This window comes from Pseudomonas sp. FW507-12TSA (assembly GCF_058781435.1).
In genome coordinates this window covers 80,112-97,008 of sequence record NZ_JBYSWT010000021.1, presented here as the reverse complement: position 1 = coordinate 97,008, position 16,897 = coordinate 80,112, and the positions used below count along the sequence as shown (strand labels likewise).

At 65.1% G+C, this 16,897-nt stretch carries 18 protein-coding genes and 1 pseudogene; 10 read left to right on the top strand and 9 right to left on the bottom strand.

The genetic code is table 11. From position 1 onward, the window contains the following. The first annotated feature begins 77 nt into the window (after positions 1–77). The 4 genes from AC3WK8_RS19925 (at position 78) to AC3WK8_RS19910 (ending at position 4,242) form a co-directional block, all read left to right on the top strand. Positions 78–1,427, top strand: a complete 1,350-nt coding sequence (locus AC3WK8_RS19925; protein WP_103325678.1) for a GntT/GntP/DsdX family permease — start codon at positions 78–80, stop codon at positions 1,425–1,427. After that, positions 1,428–2,288: a MurR/RpiR family transcriptional regulator gene (locus AC3WK8_RS19920; protein WP_103325677.1), complete on the top strand. Its 861-nt coding sequence runs from the start codon at positions 1,428–1,430 to the stop codon at positions 2,286–2,288. Between the two features lies 1 nt (position 2,289). Further along, positions 2,290–3,756 carry an N-acyl-D-amino-acid deacylase family protein gene (locus AC3WK8_RS19915; RefSeq protein WP_103325676.1) on the top strand — a complete coding sequence of 489 codons (1,467 nt, stop codon included), beginning with the start codon at positions 2,290–2,292 and terminating at the stop codon, positions 3,754–3,756. A 117-nt stretch (positions 3,757–3,873) separates the two neighbouring features. After that, complete coding sequence (locus tag AC3WK8_RS19910; RefSeq protein ID WP_085598923.1) at positions 3,874–4,242, top strand: glyoxalase superfamily protein; 369 nt, start codon at positions 3,874–3,876, stop codon at positions 4,240–4,242. A 6-nt stretch (positions 4,243–4,248) separates the two neighbouring features. On the opposite strand, the gene gliR is transcribed toward AC3WK8_RS19910, so the two are convergent. Both gliR and AC3WK8_RS19900 read right to left on the bottom strand, forming a co-directional pair. Next, the gene (gene gliR / locus AC3WK8_RS19905) at positions 4,249–5,277 is read right to left on the bottom strand and encodes an AraC family transcriptional regulator GliR (protein WP_103325675.1); all 1,029 of its coding nucleotides are present in this window, start codon (positions 5,275–5,277) and stop codon (positions 4,249–4,251) included. A gap of 151 nt (positions 5,278–5,428) precedes the next feature. Then, positions 5,429–7,348 (bottom strand): HAMP domain-containing methyl-accepting chemotaxis protein, encoded by a 1,920-nt coding sequence (locus tag AC3WK8_RS19900; protein WP_103325674.1) that lies wholly within the window; start codon positions 7,346–7,348, stop codon positions 5,429–5,431. Between the two features lie 359 nt (positions 7,349–7,707). On the opposite strand from AC3WK8_RS19900, the gene pmrG reads away from it, so the two are divergent. Next, positions 7,708–8,385: a lipopolysaccharide core heptose(II)-phosphate phosphatase PmrG gene (pmrG, locus tag AC3WK8_RS19895; protein ID WP_085598930.1), complete on the top strand. Its 678-nt coding sequence runs from the start codon at positions 7,708–7,710 to the stop codon at positions 8,383–8,385. 107 nt (positions 8,386–8,492) lie between these two features. Here pmrG and AC3WK8_RS19890 read toward each other — a convergent pair whose 3' ends face one another. Then, positions 8,493–8,876 (bottom strand): transcriptional regulator, encoded by a 384-nt coding sequence (locus AC3WK8_RS19890; RefSeq protein ID WP_085598932.1) that lies wholly within the window; start codon positions 8,874–8,876, stop codon positions 8,493–8,495. Between the two features lie 351 nt (positions 8,877–9,227). Between AC3WK8_RS19890 and AC3WK8_RS19885 the strand changes: the two genes are divergently transcribed. Next, the gene (locus AC3WK8_RS19885; protein WP_085598934.1) at positions 9,228–9,563 is read left to right on the top strand and encodes a hypothetical protein; all 336 of its coding nucleotides are present in this window, start codon (positions 9,228–9,230) and stop codon (positions 9,561–9,563) included. A gap of 76 nt (positions 9,564–9,639) precedes the next feature. Here AC3WK8_RS19885 and AC3WK8_RS19880 read toward each other — a convergent pair whose 3' ends face one another. The 4 genes from AC3WK8_RS19880 to AC3WK8_RS19865 all read right to left on the bottom strand — a co-directional run bounded on the left by AC3WK8_RS19880 (position 9,640) and on the right by AC3WK8_RS19865 (position 12,562). Further along, positions 9,640–11,106, bottom strand: coding sequence for an ArnT family glycosyltransferase (locus AC3WK8_RS19880; protein WP_103325673.1), 1,467 nt, complete (start codon positions 11,104–11,106; stop codon positions 9,640–9,642). After that, positions 11,036–11,530, bottom strand: a complete 495-nt coding sequence (locus AC3WK8_RS19875; RefSeq protein ID WP_256592321.1) for a winged helix-turn-helix transcriptional regulator — start codon at positions 11,528–11,530, stop codon at positions 11,036–11,038. Before AC3WK8_RS19875 ends, AC3WK8_RS19880 begins: the two co-directional genes overlap by 71 nt. Before the next feature lie 22 nt (positions 11,531–11,552). After that, entirely contained in the window at positions 11,553–12,038 is a 486-nt protein-coding gene (locus tag AC3WK8_RS19870) for a hypothetical protein (RefSeq protein WP_178088037.1), read from the bottom strand. 86 nt (positions 12,039–12,124) lie between these two features. Continuing rightward, positions 12,125–12,562 carry a hypothetical protein gene (locus AC3WK8_RS19865; RefSeq protein ID WP_310650753.1) on the bottom strand — a complete coding sequence of 146 codons (438 nt, stop codon included), beginning with the start codon at positions 12,560–12,562 and terminating at the stop codon, positions 12,125–12,127. A gap of 383 nt (positions 12,563–12,945) precedes the next feature. On the opposite strand from AC3WK8_RS19865, the gene AC3WK8_RS19860 reads away from it, so the two are divergent. Further along, the gene (locus AC3WK8_RS19860; RefSeq protein ID WP_022638973.1) at positions 12,946–13,263 is read left to right on the top strand and encodes a hypothetical protein; all 318 of its coding nucleotides are present in this window, start codon (positions 12,946–12,948) and stop codon (positions 13,261–13,263) included. 52 nt (positions 13,264–13,315) lie between these two features. Here the strand turns inward: AC3WK8_RS19860 and AC3WK8_RS19855 are convergent. Then, a pseudogene (locus AC3WK8_RS19855) lies at positions 13,316–13,435 on the bottom strand (AraC family transcriptional regulator); the annotation flags it as partial. Between the two features lie 42 nt (positions 13,436–13,477). Between AC3WK8_RS19855 and AC3WK8_RS19850 the strand changes: the two are divergent. The 3 genes from AC3WK8_RS19850 (at position 13,478) to AC3WK8_RS19840 (ending at position 15,830) form a co-directional block, all read left to right on the top strand. Then, complete coding sequence (locus tag AC3WK8_RS19850) at positions 13,478–13,666, top strand: hypothetical protein (protein ID WP_143494770.1); 189 nt, start codon at positions 13,478–13,480, stop codon at positions 13,664–13,666. A gap of 7 nt (positions 13,667–13,673) precedes the next feature. Continuing rightward, a complete protein-coding gene (locus tag AC3WK8_RS19845; protein ID WP_103325671.1) occupies positions 13,674–15,314 on the top strand; it encodes an ArnT family glycosyltransferase in 1,641 nt (546 codons plus the stop codon). A gap of 66 nt (positions 15,315–15,380) precedes the next feature. After that, positions 15,381–15,830, top strand: a complete 450-nt coding sequence (locus tag AC3WK8_RS19840) for a GNAT family N-acetyltransferase (protein ID WP_103325670.1) — start codon at positions 15,381–15,383, stop codon at positions 15,828–15,830. A 67-nt stretch (positions 15,831–15,897) separates the two neighbouring features. On the opposite strand, the gene AC3WK8_RS19835 is transcribed toward AC3WK8_RS19840, so the two are convergent. Beyond that, positions 15,898–16,836, bottom strand: a complete 939-nt coding sequence (locus AC3WK8_RS19835) for a cyclase family protein (RefSeq protein WP_022638978.1) — start codon at positions 16,834–16,836, stop codon at positions 15,898–15,900. Positions 16,837–16,897 lie beyond the last annotated feature (61 nt).

Here is a 16,897-nt window from a genome sequence, read left to right as displayed (position 1 = left end):
GGTTTGAAATTCACTGCCTGAAGTGATTAAAAACTTTCATAACCATTCGAAACGACGCTGTTTTCAAGGAGGTATCCGTGGCTCCTGTATCGGCTTACGGACTGCTGGGTTACGCCGCAGTCGCCATCATCGCGTTGATCGTCCTGATCGCGCGCTACCGGCTCAATCCCTTCATCGTCATTACCCTGGTCTCGGTGGGCCTGGCGCTGGTGGCCGGCATGCCGGCCTCCGGGGTGGTGGCGGCCTATGAGGCCGGGGTCGGCAAGACCCTGGGGCATATCGCCCTGGTGGTGGCCCTGGGCACCATGCTCGGCAAGCTGATGGCCGAATCCGGCGGGGCCGAGCAGGTGGCCCGCACCCTGGTGGCCCGTTTCGGCGAGCGCAATGCCCACTGGGCCATGGTCTGCATCGCCTTCCTGGTGGGGCTGCCGTTGTTCTTCGAGGTGGGTTTCGTGCTGCTGGTGCCGATCGCCTTCACCGTGGCGCGGCGGGTCGGGGTATCGCTGCTGATGGTCGGCCTGCCGATGGTCGCCGGGCTGTCGGTGGTGCATGCCCTGGTGCCGCCGCATCCGGGGGCGATGCTGGCGGTGCAGGCCTACCAGGCACCGGTGGGGCAGACCTTGCTGTACGCGATCCTGATCGGCGTGCCCACGGCGATCATCGCCGGCCCGGTGTATGCGCGGCTGATCGTGCCGCACATCCAGTTGCCGGCGCACAACCCGCTGGAGCAGCAGTTCATCAACCGTGAACCGCGCGTGCGGCTGCCGAGCTTTCGCCTGACCCTGGGCACCATCCTGATGCCGGTGGTGCTGATGCTGCTGGGCGGCTGGGCCAACCTGATCGCCGCCCCGGGTACCGGGCTCAACCAGTTCCTGTTGTTCATCGGCAACTCGGTGATCGCCCTGCTGATCGCCACCCTGGTGAGCTTCTGGACCCTGGGCCTGGCCCAGGGGCTGAACCGCGAGTCGATCCTCAGGTTCACCAACGAATGCCTGGCGCCGACCGCCGGCATCACCCTCCTGGTGGGCGCCGGTGGCGGCCTGAACCGCATCCTCATCGACTCCGGGGTGACCGAGCAGGTGACCGGCCTGGCCCATCAGTTCCAGCTGTCGCCGTTGTGGATGGGCTGGCTGTTCGCGGTGCTGATGCGGGTCGCCACCGGTTCGGCCACCGTGGCCCTGACCACCGCCTCGGGGGTGGTGGCGCCGGTGGCCGTCGGCCTGGGTTATCCCCACCCCGAACTGCTGGTGATCGCCACCGGCGCCGGCTCGGTGATCCTCTCCCATGTCAACGACGGCGGCTTCTGGCTGGTCAAGGAATACTTCAATATGAGCGTCATCCAGACCTTCAAGACCTGGACCGTGCTGGAGACCCTGATCTCGCTGATCGCCTTCGGCCTGACCCTGGTTCTCGCGGAGTTTCTCTAGATGGACATCCTTTACCAGATCCGCTCGCGCCTGGACGATCTCAGCACCGGGGAGGCGCGGATCGCCCGGCTGATGCTCGATGACGTGGGCTTCGCCGCCTCCGCCAGCCTCGAGGAGCTGGCCCGGCGCGCCGAGGTCAGTGCCGCGACCCTGTCGCGTTTCGCCCGCAGCGTCGGCTGCCGGGACTTGCGCCAGCTGCGCCTGCAACTGGCCCAGGCCAGCGGCGTGGGCAGCCGCTTCCTCGATCCGGGGGCGAGCACCGAGGCGTCCGGTTTCTACCGCCAGATCGTCGGCGATATCGAGGCGACGCTGCACCGGCACCTGGCGGGTTTCGAGGAGGCGCAATTCGCCGATGCGGTGCGCCTGTTGGGCCGCGCGCGGATGATCCACGCCTTCGGCACCGGCGGCTGTTCGACCCTGTGCAGCGCCGAGCTGCAGGTGCGCCTGGTGCGCCTGGGCTACTGCATCGCCGCCTGCCATGACCCGGTGATGATGCGGGTGACCGCTGCCTCCCTGGGACCGCAGCACGCAGTGATCGCCTGTTCCCTCAGCGGCCTCACCCCGGAGCTGCTGGACGCGGTGACCCTGGCCCGCAGCTACGGCGCCGCCGTGCTCGCCATCACCTTGCCCGACTCGCCCCTGGCCGGGCTGGCGGACGTGCTGTTGCCACTGCACAGCGCCGAGACCCCGTTCATCTACAAGCCCACCGCCGCCCGCTACGGCATGCTGCTGGCCATCGACGTGTTGGCCACGGAACTGGCCCTGGCCATGCCCGACGACAATCAAGAGCGCCTGCGCAGGATCAAGCTGGCCCTGGACCATTACCGTGGCGGCGCCGACAGCCTGCCCCTGGGAGACTGACATGCGCTACGACACTCTGATCCGCAATGCCCTGGTCATCGACGGCAGCGACCGTCCTGGCTATCACGCCGACCTGGCCATCCTCGACGGGCGCATCCAGCGCATCGGCGAGCTGGCCGGTGCGCTCGCCGAGGTCGAGATCGATGCCGCCGGCCGCGTGCTGGCCCCGGGCTTCATCGATGTGCACACCCATGACGACACGGTGGTGATCCGCCAGCCGCAGATGCTGCCCAAGCTCAGCCAGGGGGTGACCACGGTGGTGGTCGGCAACTGCGGCATCAGCGCCGCGCCGGTGACCCTCAAGGGCGATCCGCCGGACCCGATGAACCTGCTGGGGCAGCGCGAGATGTTCGTCTACCCGCGTTTCGCCGACTACCGCGCGGCGGTGGATGCGGCCCGCCCGGCGGTGAATGTCGCGGCCCTGGTGGGGCATACCGCCCTGCGCAGCAACCATCTGGCGGACCTGTACCGCACGGCGAGCGCCAGCGAGATCGCGGCGATGCGTGGGCAACTGCGCGACAGCCTGGAGCACGGCGCCCTGGGCCTGTCCACCGGGCTGGCCTACGCCAGTGCCTTCTGCGCCGAGACCGATGAGGTGCGTCAGCTGGCCGAGGAGTTGACGGCCTTCGGCGCGCTGTATGCCACGCATCTGCGCAGCGAGTTCGAGCCGGTGCTGGAGGCCATGGACGAAGCCTTCCTGATCGGCCGTTCGGCCAGGGCACCGGTGATCATCTCCCACCTCAAGTGCGCCGGCGCCGGCAACTGGGGGCGCAGCCCGCAACTGCTGGCGGCCCTGGAACAGGCGGCGCAGGAGCATCCGGTGGGCTGCGACTGCTATCCCTATGCCGCCAGTTCCTCGACCCTGGACCTCAAGCAGGTCACCGATGCCTATCGCATCACCATCACCTGGTCCACGCCGCATCCCGAGCAGGGCGGACGCGACCTTTCGCAGATCGCCGCCGACTGGGGCCTGGACCTGCAGGCCGCCGCCAAGCGCCTGCAACCGGCGGGAGCGGTGTACTACGGCATGGACGAAAGCGACGTGCGGCGCATCCTCGCCCACCCGCTGACGATGGTCGGCTCCGATGGCCTGCCGGAAGACCCGTTCCCCCATCCCCGGTTATGGGGCGCCTTTCCCCGGGTGCTGGGCCACTTCAGTCGCGACCTGGGGTTGTTCCCGCTGCACACCGCGGTGCACAAGATGACCGGCCTGTCGGCGGCGCGCTTCGGCCTGCGCCAGCGTGGCGAGATCCGCGAAGGCTATTGGGCCGACCTGGTGCTGTTCGATCCAGAGCGGGTCCGGGACGTGGCCGACTTCCAGGAACCACGGCGCCCGGCCCAGGGGATCGACGGGGTCTGGGTCAATGGTGAGAGCAGTTATGCCGCCGGCCAGGCCAGCGAGCAGCGCCATGGGCGCTTCCTGCCCCGGGATGGCGATTTGCGCCAGGGCTTCGATGCGCCAGGCTGATTTGTTGATCGCCGTCACAGTGGTGGCGCATTGATATTAAAGAAAGCTCGCGTGGCGCCGAAGTGCTGGCAATCGGGGTCGCTCTCAGCGACCTGTTTCCAGTCAGGGAGTCACCTAATGTGCTTTGGCAAAACCACCCCCGTCCTGCGCATCTTCGATGAAGCCGAGGCCCGGGCGTTTTACCTGGACTTCCTGGGCTTCCACCTCGATTGGCAGCACCGCTGCACCCACGACCTGCCGCTGTACATGCAGGTCTCCCGGGGCGAGTGCGTGCTGCATCTGTCCGAGCACCAGGGCGACGGCAGCCCGGGCGCCGCGCTGCGCATCCATACCGACGAACTGGAGGACTTCCAGCAGCAGCTGCTGGCCAAGCAGTTGCCGTTCACCGATCCGCGTATCCAGGCCATGCCCTGGGGCAGCCTGGACATGACCATCAGCGATCCTTTCGGTAACCGGTTGGTATTCACCAATACCATCAGTGCCTGATGCGGGTCAGGCCTGTGCGCAGGGGAGGGCAGCCTGGCGAAACTGGCCCGGGGTCAGGCCGGTGCGGGTCTTGAAGCTGCGGTGGAACGAACGGGGTTCGGTGAAGCCCAGGCGATCGGCGATGTCGTGGATCGACAGCTCGCTGTGCCGTAGATAGTGCTCGGCCAACTCCTGGCGCAGGTCGTCGAGGATCTGCTGGTAGGAGGTGCCGGCCTTGAGCAGCTGGCGCTGCAAGGTACTGACCGACACTTGCAGCTGTTCGGCCACCTGTTCCTTGCGCGGCAGGCCATCCTTGAGCAGTTGGCGCAGGACGTTCTGCACCTGCAGCGCCACCGGCGCATCGGCCAGCGAGGCCATCATCGCCTGGGCATGGTCTTCCAGGGTCTTGAGCAGCCGCGCATCGGCCTGGCGCAGGGGCAGTTGCAGGTAGTGCAGGGGTGCCACCAGGGCCGAGCAGGGTTGCTGGAACAGCACCGGGCAGCCAAATAGCGCTTCGTATTGCTCGAGCCGGGCCAGTTCCGGCAGTGGATGCTCGAACCACACCGCACCCGGCGAAAGCTGCGAGTCGGCGATCCAGCGGGCATACAGCAGCCACGAGGCGAGCACGTTTTCCACCAGGTGCCGGCGGATGTCCGGGCGTTGGTGGCGGCAGCTCCAGATCAGGCGTACTTCGTCGCCTAGCACTTCGGCGCGGCTGGTGCCCATGTCCCCCACCAGTTTCTCGAACGGCATGATGCGGCCCATGGCTTCGCCCAGGGTCGCGCAGTTCATGGTGATGTAGCCCAGTACGTTCCAGGAGTTGGGTTTGACGAAGCGTGCCGAATTGAGCCCGAACAGCGGGTCGCCCGAATGCAGGCAGAAGTAGTCCAGCAGGCGTTCGTGGACCTCTACCGGCAGGCGCAGGCTGGTGTCGTTCAACTGCTCCGCCTGCAAGCCGGCGGCTGCCAGCGCCGGTTCCGTGGCGATACCCAACTGCTCGGCATAGAGCAGGTACTTGAGCAGGGGCGGGACCGAGGTAAAACCGAGGCTGGGCATGATTGGGTTCCTGGCAACGAATCCTTCGGACAGCAGGATGGAGACCGGGAAAGGTAAGGGCAAACCGCGAACGCTGTAAATGCCTGTCCGGCAGACCTCATGTAGCCGCTGCCGAAGGCTGCGGCTACATGAGCGAAGGACGCGCTACAAGTCAGACGCGGAAGTGGCTGACCATCATTTGCAGTTGGCCGCCCAGGCGGGCCAGCTCGACGCTGGAGGCCGCGGTTTCCTCGCTGGCGGCGGCGGTCTGTTCCGACACATCGCGCACGTTGATGATGCTGCGGCTGATCTCCTCGGCCACGGCGCTCTGTTCTTCGGCCGCGGCGGCGATCTGCTGGTTCATCGACTGGATGTTGGACACCGTGCGGGTGATGTTCTCCAGGGAGGCGCCGGCCTTGCGCGTCAGGTCGACACTGCTGTCGGTCAGCACCCGGCTGTTGTGCATCACGGTCGCCACTTGCTGGGTACCGTTCTGCAGGCCGGCCACCAGTTCCTCGATTTCCTCGGTGGACTTCTGGGTGCGCTGGGCCAGGGCCCGGACCTCGTCGGCCACCACCGCGAAACCACGACCGGCTTCACCGGCGCGGGCGGCTTCGATGGCGGCGTTCAGGGCCAGCAGGTTGGTCTGTTCGGCCACGGCCTTGATCACGTCCATGACGCTGCCGATCTTGTCGCTTTCCTGTTGCAGCATGTTCATGGCGTCGGTGGAGCGCACCACTTCGCTGGCCAGGCGCTCGATCTGCTCGATGGCCTGGGCCACCACCTTGTCGCCTTCGCGGGCTTCGCCATCGGCGGCGGCCGCAGCCTGGGAGGCTTCCTCGGCGTTGCGCGCGACTTCCTGCACGGTGGCGGTCATCTCGTGCATGGCGGTGGCCACCTGGTCGGTCTCGACTTTCTGGCTGTTGACCCCGGCGCTGGTTTCCTCGGTCACCGCCGACAGTTCCTCGGCGGCGCTGGCGATCTGGGTCACGCCGTCGCGGATACCGCCGATCAGCTCGCGCAGGGTCACGCCCATGCGGGCGATGCCTTGTTGCAGCACGCCCAGTTCGTCACGACGGGTGACGTGCAGGTCCTGGGTCAGGTCGCCGGAGGCAATGCGCTCGACCGTTACCAGGGTCTCGCGCAGCGGACGGGTGATCTGGCGGGTGATGATCACCGCGGCCAGCACGCCCACCAGCAGCGCCAGCAGGGTGCTGGTCAGTTGCAGGCTACGGGCCTGGGCACTTTCGACATCGCGGCGATCCAGCTGGATCTGGTACAGGGCATCGCTGCGCTCGACGATATCGGCGCCTTGGTCGGTCATTTCCTTGCGCGCCTGCACGGCGTCGGAGAAGGCTGCCTTGAAGGTCTGCAGCGAGCTGCGGTAGCCGGTCAGGGCCGTGGTCAGGCGTTGCAGGACATCGCCTTGGGTGCGGCTGAAGTGCTTGTTCAGCTGCTCGAGCTCGGTGATCGCGGCGTTGAGCTGGGCGACGGCCTTCTGCTCGGTCTCCGGGTTGCTGGTGGTGACGTAGCCACGCACTTCATAGCGGGCCAGCTGGAAGGCTTCCTTGGCCTCGGTGATGGCCTGGAACTGTTCGAAACGCTCGTCGCTCAGGGGCATCTGCTTGACACGCTCGTTGATCCCGTTGATCAGGTCGTTGGCGTCGTCGGCATTCTGGTTCATGGCCTGGCGCGCGGCGTTGCCGGTGCGGTAGGCGTTGCGCATCTTGTTCAGCGAGTCCTGGTAGGCGGCGATGGTCGCGCCCAGGCCTTGCAGCAGCTTGATGTTCTCCGGGCTCTGGAACGACGCCAGGAGCTTCTTCTGCTGGGCGCTGAAGTCGTCCAGGGTGACCTGGACATTCTGCGCGGCGGTTTCGTCGCCGTTGGTCAGCATGTATTGCAGGCGTGTGACTCGCAGCTTGGTCAGGCCGATGTTCAACTGGGTGATGTCGCTCATCCAGTTGCTGCGGTCGATCATGCCGCCCAGGCTGGTCCAGCCGGTCAGTGCAAGAATGGTGGTCAGGGCCAGGACCAGGCCGAAGCCCAGGCCCAACTTAAGGTTGACGCTGATGTTGGCGAACCAGCTATTCATTGAATTCCTCCAGGAACGTAGCGCTTCTTGATCTCAGTTGGCCGGAAGATTGTTGTTCTTGGTGACCAGCAAGGTGATTTGTAGGGGGTGTATCGGCGGGATGTGCCATAGCTAAAACGATTTCGTCGGCATTGCGCCAAGACAATGTTTCAGGCTTTGACGGCTATTTTGCGGGATGCACCGCCTTTTCGTTGAGCTTTTTTTCACATTGATTTCACCGCTGCCCCACGGTCATCCCCCTAGAGTCTGGCCGGTCGCTGCCCTTGGGCATGCGGCGCAGCTCGTCTGCCACCAGGCCTGCCTGGCCTCGGCACGGGCTGCTCGATAACCCGGATCATTCTCTAAAGGGCGACTGGAACGTGACCACAAGACTGGTATTGGCGCAGGCCAGGGGCCCATCCCTGGGACGCACCCTGGCCCGTTACAAGCGGCACCTGGCGTGGTTGCTGGGCCTGGGCCTGGGCCTTTTGGCGGGCCTGTACCTGCTCCAGTCGGCGGCGGTTCCCGACCTGGCCCACGGCAATGCCAGTGGGCTCAAGGCATTGGCCAGCGGTTGGGCCAAGGGCGACATGATCGTCCTGGTGCGCCATGTGGAGCGCTGCGACCAGTCCAATGCCCCTTGCCTGGGGCCGGCCGACGGTATCACCGACCGCGCCCGGGACGTGGCGGTGGGGCTCGGTGCGCGGTTCGAGCAACTGGGCCTGGCCCATGCCGACATCTACAATAGCCCCCTGACCCGCACCGCGCAGACTGCCGGCTACATGTTCAGCAAGGTCAGCAGCGGCGACAACTGGCTCTTCAACTGCAAGGGCAACATGTTGCGCGACGCCCTGGCGCACAAGGTCGCCGGACATAACCTGGTGCTGGTGACCCACAGTGAATGCATGGCGCAACTGGAACGTGACCTGAAGCTGGCGACTCCGACCCTGGGATACGGCGCGGCCCTGTTCGTCACCACCGACACCCTGGACGGCGCACCGAAGATGCTCGGGTCGATCGAAGCCAGCGATTGGCGCTCGGTGAGCCTCAAGCCCTGAGGTCACCGAGTGGACGCGACTCTTGCCGATTCGCCTCTGGCTGGCCCATGGCATGAGCCTGCCCTGGTCTGCCGGGTGCGTCATCGGCACAGGCCAGAGGTGCTCGTTCAGCGGGAGGTACTGGCGTCCAGGCGCCGGATATTGCCGATCTGGCGCAGGCTCAGGCCGTATTTGTCTGCCAGGACGCTGCGTGAAATCCCGCCCATGCTCTCCAACTGGATGTTCTGGTTGCGGATCTGCCGGCAGAAGTGGTCGGCCTTGGGAATTTCCAGGGCCAGGCCCGCGAAGCGCTCGATCAGTGCATTGAGGGCATCGGCCGGCAGGATCAGGGCCAGGGTGGTGCGTTGGGCGTGCTTGGGGATGTACTTGGGGCGGCCGCCGTATTCGCAGGTCAGGCGATAGGCGTTTTCCAGGCCGATGCAGTCGATGAGGGCCTGGAGCGAATGGGGAAGTTGGCGAACATCGATAAGGCTGAGGTCTTTCACGTCCATTTGGTACCTCCTTGGAATTATGGATAAAGCCGGTTCGATGCTAAGGAGATGTCCATTCCGGTTTGCAGTAGGAAATCTCTCCCTTATTTCGGGGAACTATTACACCCCGATGTTGTATCGGCCCCAGCGCTGCTGCGCTGGATCGCGTCCGACGAACTGGGGAGGTGCGCGCCAGGTGGTCGCCAATTCCTGCGCCCGCCCAAGGGGCGCCAGAGCGCGAGCTATAGCGGGGGGAATGATAAAAGGAGAAATTCCGGGGGTGGGCCGAATAATGGCTATTTGCCAATTTGCCGAGTAGAGTGCCGCCGCCCGGGAAATGATTCCCCGGCGTTTTGCTCATGGAGTCGTGTCGTGAAGTACATCAATAAAGTCGTTGCCACTGTCTGTTTCGGCGTGGTTCTCGCTGGTTGCACCGGCGCTCCGATGAAGACCCAGCAGCTGGACAGCAGCCAGTACACGGTCATCGGCCACAGTGAAGCGACCGCCACCGGGATCATGCTGTTCGGGTTCATCCCGATCCAGCAGAACAGCCGTTTCGTGCGTGCCCAGAATGCTGCCATCAAGGCCAAGGGCGGCGATGCGCTGATCAATACCCAGGTCCAGGAAAACTGGTTCTGGGCCTGGGTGCTCAATGGCTATACCACCAAGGTCTCCGGTGACGTGGTCAAGCTGAAGAACCCGCAGTAATCCTGCGCTTGCCGGGTGCGACCTACTCGCTCCGACAAGCTCGACGGCACCCCGATGGGTGCCGTTTTTCGTTGTGTCAGTGGGTGGGTGCCAGGTTGACGAAATAGTAGGCCTGGCGTCCCACCATCATCATTTTCTGCACCTGCAGCGGCGACTTGGGTGGCTCCAGCCCGCCCAGTATCGCCATGTGCTTGGGCGACTCGGCGAGAAACGCCATGAGCTGGGCCTCGGACTCCAGGTCCTGGAGCACCGTCTGGACGTAGAACACACTGGCTCCGGCGATGCGTTCGCTGGCCTGGTAGAGCACCAACTGGTGGCCCTCGGCGCGTAGCGCCTTGATCTGGTCGGTCACCGGCACGAAGGACATCTCGCGGTCCAGGCGCGGCGCGAACCACTGGGCGTTCGCCAGGTAGGCGGCCACCACCAGGCCCATCAGCCCCACGACCAGGCCCTTGCGTCGGCGTCCCACCGCGCTCCAGAACCCATTGCCCGCAGCGCGCCGGGCGAGGCGCTGGTACAGCACCGCCCCGTACTCGGCCGCCAGCACCGCCGCTGCCGGGGTCAGCGACATCAGGTACACGGTGCGCTTGCTCGACGCCAGGCACAGCAGGGTGAACTGCGCCAGCAGCCAGAGCACGAAGAACAGCAGGTAGCGGTTGTTCGCCAGTTCCTTGCGCCAGTGCCACAGGCCCAGGTAGACCAGGATGTTCCACGGCAGGAAGGCCTGGGGCAGCTTGGCCAGGTAGTAATAGAAGGGTTCGTAGTGGCCGGCCTCGACGAAGGAGCCGCTGAAGCGTCCGATGCTGTTGGTCCACAGCACTTGCGCCAGGGCGGCCGTGCCGCCGCGCTGGTACAGCAGCGCCAGCCAGATCGCCAGGGGCACCAGGCCCAGCAGGGTCAGCAAGGCGGGTCGTACCCAATGGCCCAGGGCCAGGCGCTTGGCAAGCAGGCTGTCCACCAGCAGGTAGGCGAAGATCACCACCCCCGGCATGGCCAGGCCCAGTACTCCCTTGCTCAGGGTGGCGATGGCGATGCCGGCGGCGAATGCCAGCCAGGCCAGGGGGGCTGGCTGGCGCTCCTGCTGGCGCCGGTGGGCCTGGAAGAACGCCAGCAGGGCCAGGGTCACGCCCAGGCTCAGCAGTGCATCCTCGCCCACGCCGCGTACGTTGCTCCAGTAGCTGGCCATGGTCGCCAGCATCAGCCCGGCCATCAGCGCCACTGCGGCGGGACGCCCGAAACGCCGCAACAGGCCATACAGCAGCATGACGCTGAACAGCCCGGCAAAGGCCGAGGCCAGTCGTACCGACAGGGGCGTACCGCCGAAGGCGCGGATGGCGCCGGCATCGAGCCACAGGCTCAGCGGCGGTTTCTCCAGGAAGGGCACGCCGAACAGGCGCGGAGTGACCCAGTCATCGTCCAGGTGCATCTGCATGGCGATCCCGGCGACCCGGGTTTCGGTGGAACCCTGCAGCTCATGGTTGCCCAGGGCGAAGAAGAACAGCAGGCAGGCCAGCAGGAACAACAACGGGGCAGGTCGTGACATGGATGGCGTCCGGGGAGGCAGGCGAGGGCTGCGGGCAAGCGCCGGAGTATACGCAGGCGAGTCTTAACGAATTGTGAACAAGTGGAGGGTTTTGGTGACAGTCGTGCTTAGCGGTCAGGGGGCGGTTGGGGCGCCGGCCAGGGACCTCAGGTGATCCCGGTAGGAGCAGCCGGTCGACGCTCGAATGCTCGCGAGGGACGTCAACGGTAGCGCGTATTGGCTGGATAAACGCAGCGCTCACAAGTCCATCGCGGGCAAGCCTCGCTCCTACCATTTCCTTGACTGATCGGCATTGCAACCGCGGCGGGACTTCGGCGTACGCCGTGTCCAGTATCAGGCCAACGGCTTCCAGGTCACGCAACTGCCTGGTCGGCGGGCGTTGGGAAATCCCGGGCAGGCGCCGTTGCAACTCATTGAAGCGCAGGAGAGTGTCGGGCGCTGGCGCGTCAGCGCAGATGGCGCCCGCTGCGCCACCAGAATATCAACCCCAGGAAGGCCCCCGAAGTGCTGAACAGCGGCGCCATGGACGCGTAGTTCTCCAGCTGGCCGGGCACTGGCGGCTCTTCGGGCAGGTCGACGTAGGAATCGGGCATCAGGGTCATCACCACGGGAATGGTCGGCAAGGCAAAGACTGCACCACAAAACAGATAGATCAGCACGTTGCGCCAGGCAAAACGATGGGCCAGCCAGAAGAACAGGGTGCAAGGCAGGGCTGTGAGAATACCGATCACCAGGCCGCTCGCCACCAGGGTCAGCAGGCCCATGAACAGCACCTGGAAAATCTCGGTCCAGCGCACGGTGCCGGCGCCGGCCAGCATCATCAGCATGAGTCCTGCCGACGCGACCACGGCCAGGGCGGTGACGCCGATGAAGTAGGCGGCGAACCAGTCTTCAGGTTGCACTGTGCGTTGGGTCGGAGGTGTCGAGGACATGGAAATATCGCTTCAGCAGGTAGGTGGGCTGGCCAAGGTCATGGCCCGTGTCTGTTCGCCGGCAAACCGGTGTCTGGGGGATGGCGTCAGCGCAGGTGACGTCCGCTGCGCCACCAGAAGATGGCGCCCAGAAAGGCTCCCGAAGCGCTGAACAGCAGCATCGCGGGCAGATAGCGGGCCACGCCGGGGGCGTTGGTTGAAAGGCTGATGAAACCGGAAAGCAGGCTCTTCACCACCGCAATGGTGGGCAGGGCGGCCAGGGCGCCGCACACCAGGTAGATCGGCAGGCGGTGCCAGGTGAACCGCTGGGCCAGCCAGAAGAACAGAACACTGGGCAGGGCGGCGCTGATCCCGATCACCACCGTGCTCAGCAGCACCACCACGTAGAACGATATCGAGCCGCCCAGGTCGCTCCACGGATCCCGGTTGGAGACCTGCAGTATCACGCAGACCGTGAGCGTCAGTACCAGGGCCAGCGCCGCGACGCCGATGAAGTAGGTGGCGACCCAGTCACTGGGTTGCACGGTTCGAACAGGGAGGGACGGCTGGGACATGGTAGGCAATGGCTGCAGGTTGAGGATGACCACCCCAGGCTATCGGCAAGCGCGCTGGTGGACTGTGGAGTTTGCGTGGTTTTTTTGCGACGAAGGCTCACGGGCGGATGACGCCGGGGGAGCAAATCACTTATACAAGCAGAGCTGTGATCCATGTTGGCGTCAGTCACCCAGAAGGAGATGGAGATGATCAAGTTCCTCAACGTAACCGAGTTGCCCCGTACCCCTGTGCATTGCCACGCCGGCTCCGTCAACGGAGCGATCAATGCCTGGGAGCTGAAAAATCGGGCTCTCAATACGAAGGGGTTTGTTTCATGTCCAAAGAATTACTCGGAGTTTCTGCTGTAGGGCTGATGGTGCTGGGCGAGTTCTGCGCCATCTACAGTGAAGTGGTGGTCGCGCGGCTGGCCCATGCCGGCAACACGGGGAGCAGCGGACTCTTGGTGCCGGTGCTGATCATGTGCCTGGGTGGCCTTTGCCTGCTGGCGGCCTACTGGCTGGGATACATGGCGGTGGGGGATATCTGGATCGTCACCGTGGTCTCGGTGACTTCGCTGCTGCTCCTGGAACCGCTGGTGATCTGGGCGCTGTTCCAGCAGATGCCCGGGCGCGGTGCGCTGATCGGCTTCTGCCTGGGCGCGCTGGGCATGTTGTCCGCCGTGTTCCTGTAGCGCGGATCTCGCAGGCCGGGCCTGCCAGGTCAACTGCCGGGCCTGCGACCTTTCAAGCCCGGTCCCGGGCGAAGTAGCGACTGGGCGCCTGCCCCAGGAGCTTGCGAAACACCCCGGTGAAGGCGCTCGGGCTGCTATAGCCCAGGCGCACCACCGCGGCCAAGAGGCAGGCTGGCCGCCCCGGCAAGGCGCGGCAGCAGTGAAGGGGCGCCCTGTGGCCCTGTTCAACCTGAGCCAGGGCGTCGCCCTTGGCACCGCGTCGCTGGCGATCCGGTTCCGTGTGCTCCCTGGCCCGCTGACGAAGCGCCGCGATTTTCAGAAGGTCGTTCAGGCACTGTTCAGTGGTCGCTCCGGCAACATTGCCTGCTTCCCGCCGAGCCCAGGCACCGGCACTTTCTGGTAGAGCGAAGATGGTTCGAGAAAAGCGTTTCGGTGCAGAGTCCTGGGCGGTATACCTGGTGGCGCTGGTGTTGTTCACCTGGGGCATCTGGGACGAGCAGCCCCAGGGCTTCGATGGGCGTTGGGCACTGTTTCTGCAGGAGATGTTCCGTCACGGCGCCAGTTTGTTTCCCACCACCTATGGCCAGCCCTATCCGGACTACCTGGGGACTGCGACTTTTTTCAGCTACCTGTTCGCCCAGGTGTTCGGCGCCCCCAACCACCTGGCCAATATCCTGCCCACGGCCCTGGCGTCGGCCGGGGTGCTGGCCCTGCTGTATCGCTTGCTGGCGCCCCAGGGGCGGACCTGGGCCCTGCTTTCGGTACTGCTCACGGCGCTGACCAGCCAGTTGCTCGACAAGTCGCGTTCGGTTTGCCTGGACCAGATGATTTCCCTGTTGTGCCTGGGCGCCTTCTACCTCTTGCACTCCGGCGAGCAGCTGGGCTCGCGATGGCGACAACTGGCGGTGTTGCCGCTGCTGGTGCTGGCTTTTGCCATCCGCGGGCCCCTGGGGTTGGTGGAGGTGTGTGGCGTGATCTGCTTCTACTGGTTGCTGGGCGATGCTCGTACCCCAGAAGCGCGCAAGGCGATGTTCATGCGTGTAGTGGGTTACGGCATCGCGGGGCTCGCGCTCCTGGCCGGCTGCTGGTGGCTGCTGATGAAGCTTGCCTATATCAGTGGCGGTGACGGTTTTGTCCAGCAGGTCTACGGCATGCAGGTGCGTGGGCGCCTGGATGAGAGCGGCGAGCCGTTCTACTTCTACTTCCAGCTGTCGCTGTACCGTTACTTTCCGGTCGTGCCCCTGGCCCTGGCCACGCTCTGGGTGCTACGGCGCCAGTGGGCCCGACGCCATGTCGATGCGCAGTTGCAACTGGTGCTGCGCCTGGGGGCTTGTGGCCTGATGATCTTGTTCGGGCTTTCTGTGCCGAGTTTCAAGCGCGCCTATTACATCCTGCCCATGGTGCCGATGTTCGCTGCCGTGGCGGCCTACGGCCTGCTCAATGCCAAGGGATGGCTGGCCCGCGTGGGCCAAGGCTACCAGTGGCTGGTGGCCTTGTTGCCGGGGCTGTGCATCGTGGTGCTGTTCATCCTGCGCCATAGCTGGCACAAGCACGGCTACTGGCCGCCGGTGTCGATGCCGTTGCTGGTCGTCATCTTCGCCTTGCTGCAAGTGCTGGCGTTGTACCACTGGCGGCGCACCATGGCAGACCGGGGACGCCGCCTGGTGCTGCTCAGTGGCCTGGCCCTGGCGGCGCAATGGTTGCTGCTGGTATCGGTGCTGGACCCGGCCAAGGACCTGCAATACGACACCCGGGGCTTCGTCTCCCAGGTCGAGCGCTTGCGGGCCGAACGGCCCGGGCCGCTGGTGTTCTTCAACCTCGGCCAGGACACCTGGGCGGTGCGCTACATGATGAACCTGGACTATGACGAACGACCGCTGTTCGTCATGGACGACGCCGTGCAACAACTGGATCGGCTGCCCCATGGCTCTTGGGTGATTGTCGCGCGCAAGGAGCGCGGACAACTCCAGGGCACTGCGCTGGAGCACCTGCAGCCGGTGTACGAGGGGCGCTTGAACGATAATCCCTGCCTGGTGTTCAAGTTGCCCTAGCGCCTTGGCAGCCGGCGCGCCACAACGTAATTTGGCCCTTTGACCAGGGCCAGGCAGGGAGCGCTCATGCAGTGTCAGGTACGTGAAGCCGCAGCGGCCGATGCCCCGCGGATCAGCCAGGTGATCCTGGCGGCGCTGCTCACCAGCAATGCCCGGGATTACCCGGCAAGCGTGATCGAACGGGGCCGGCACAGTTTCACCGCCGCCGGGGTGCTGCAGCTGATGCAGCGCCGGCGGATGTTCGTCGCCTGGGTCGATGGCGTGCTGGTGGGCACCGCCAGCCTGGACGCCAATGTGGTGCGTACCATGTTCGTCGAGCCCTCCTGGCATAAGCGCGGTGTCGGCCGGCACCTGATGACCGTCTTGCAGCAAGCGGCCAGGGAGGCCGGCGAGCAGTCGTTGATCGTCCCGGCCTCGATCACCGCCGAAGGTTTTTATGCGCGCCTGGGGTTTCGCACGGTGCGCGAGCAGTTCGACGGCCAGGAGCGGACCCTGGTCATGGAGCGCCCGCTTTGAGCAAGGGCGATAAAAAAGCCGCGCCTTCCGGGGGAGGGCGCGGCCGGGTCGTATCCGGGTCAGCCGATCAGTGGATCGCCACCGGGTTGATGTTGACCTGGGTCGAGCCTTTGTACAGCGGTTGGCCGAGGACGAACATGAACTCCCAGGCCTTGTCCCGGACCAGCGCCCGGCTGTCGATCAGCTCCAGGTTGTAGATGCCGTTCTTGGCCAGCATGTACTGGTTGACCGGGAACTCCTGGCCATCTTTGGCCGGGTAGATTTCCGAGGCCCAGGTGTCGCCGCCAAAGGCCACGATCTGCTTGTCCACCAGCCACTTGGCGGCCTCCATGCCGATACCGGGCTCGACCGCGAGGAATTTCTGGTTGTCCTTGCCGATCAGCTCCAGCCAGCCGGTGTTGAACAGCACCACGTCGCCCTTGCGGATGCTGACGCCTTGCAGGTCCAGGGCTTTCTGGATGTCGGCGACGGTGAACTCGGTCTTCTCCGGGACTATGGCCTTGCCGTAGACGGCGGTCATGTCCAGCACCACGCCCCGGGTCACGATCGGCGGCACTTTCTCGATGCCGAGCTTCTTCACGCCCTCGACGCTGACGAAGTCCGCCGCGCGGTTGCCGTTGTAGTAGACGTTGTCGATACCGATGTGGCCGATCCCGTTGAGCTGGGTGCCGACCCCGGTCCAGCCCACCACCAGTTCATCGTTGAAGGTGAACTTGTTGGGCCCCAGGGAGGTACCGCCGGCTTCGCCGGGTTGCACGTTGGTCAGGTGGAAGCTGCGGTGGCGGAAGGCCGGCAGGTTCTTGTCGATGGGCACCGCCAGCGGGTAGGTCTTGCCGGTCTTGATCAGCTTCGCGGCATCGAGCACCGATTGGGCATCCAGCAGGTTGACCGCGCCGATCTCGTCTTGCGCGCCGTATTTGGAGGGGTACCACTTCTGGGTATCGGCGGCATGGGCCGCACCGATGGAAAACACCAGGGTGAAGGGCAGGATCAAGCGATTGAACATGGGAAAGTCCTTGGCAGGTTGCAGTGGGGCCAAGGTACGTGGCGCGGCCTGGGGGAAACAG

Excerpts from the sequence above, each read along its gene's own strand:
- gliR (WP_103325675.1), bottom strand. The coding sequence starts at position 5,277 with ATGCCCAGCCTCGGTTTTACCTCGGTCCCGCCCCTGCTCAAGTACCTG.
- AC3WK8_RS19835 (WP_022638978.1), bottom strand. The coding sequence starts at position 16,836 with ATGTTCAATCGCTTGATCCTGCCCTTCACCCTGGTGTTTTCCATCGGT.
- AC3WK8_RS19910 (WP_085598923.1), top strand. The coding sequence starts at position 3,874 with ATGTGCTTTGGCAAAACCACCCCCGTCCTGCGCATCTTCGATGAAGCC.
- AC3WK8_RS19920 (WP_103325677.1), top strand. The coding sequence starts at position 1,428 with ATGGACATCCTTTACCAGATCCGCTCGCGCCTGGACGATCTCAGCACC.
- AC3WK8_RS19890 (WP_085598932.1), bottom strand. The coding sequence starts at position 8,876 with ATGGACGTGAAAGACCTCAGCCTTATCGATGTTCGCCAACTTCCCCAT.
- AC3WK8_RS19900 (WP_103325674.1), bottom strand. The coding sequence starts at position 7,348 with ATGAATAGCTGGTTCGCCAACATCAGCGTCAACCTTAAGTTGGGCCTG.
- AC3WK8_RS19840 (WP_103325670.1), top strand. The coding sequence starts at position 15,381 with ATGCAGTGTCAGGTACGTGAAGCCGCAGCGGCCGATGCCCCGCGGATC.
- AC3WK8_RS19915 (WP_103325676.1), top strand. The coding sequence starts at position 2,290 with ATGCGCTACGACACTCTGATCCGCAATGCCCTGGTCATCGACGGCAGC.
- AC3WK8_RS19845 (WP_103325671.1), top strand. The coding sequence starts at position 13,674 with ATGGTTCGAGAAAAGCGTTTCGGTGCAGAGTCCTGGGCGGTATACCTG.
- AC3WK8_RS19880 (WP_103325673.1), bottom strand. The coding sequence starts at position 11,106 with ATGTCACGACCTGCCCCGTTGTTGTTCCTGCTGGCCTGCCTGCTGTTC.
- AC3WK8_RS19860 (WP_022638973.1), top strand. The coding sequence starts at position 12,946 with ATGGTGCTGGGCGAGTTCTGCGCCATCTACAGTGAAGTGGTGGTCGCG.
- AC3WK8_RS19870 (WP_178088037.1), bottom strand. The coding sequence starts at position 12,038 with ATGTCCTCGACACCTCCGACCCAACGCACAGTGCAACCTGAAGACTGG.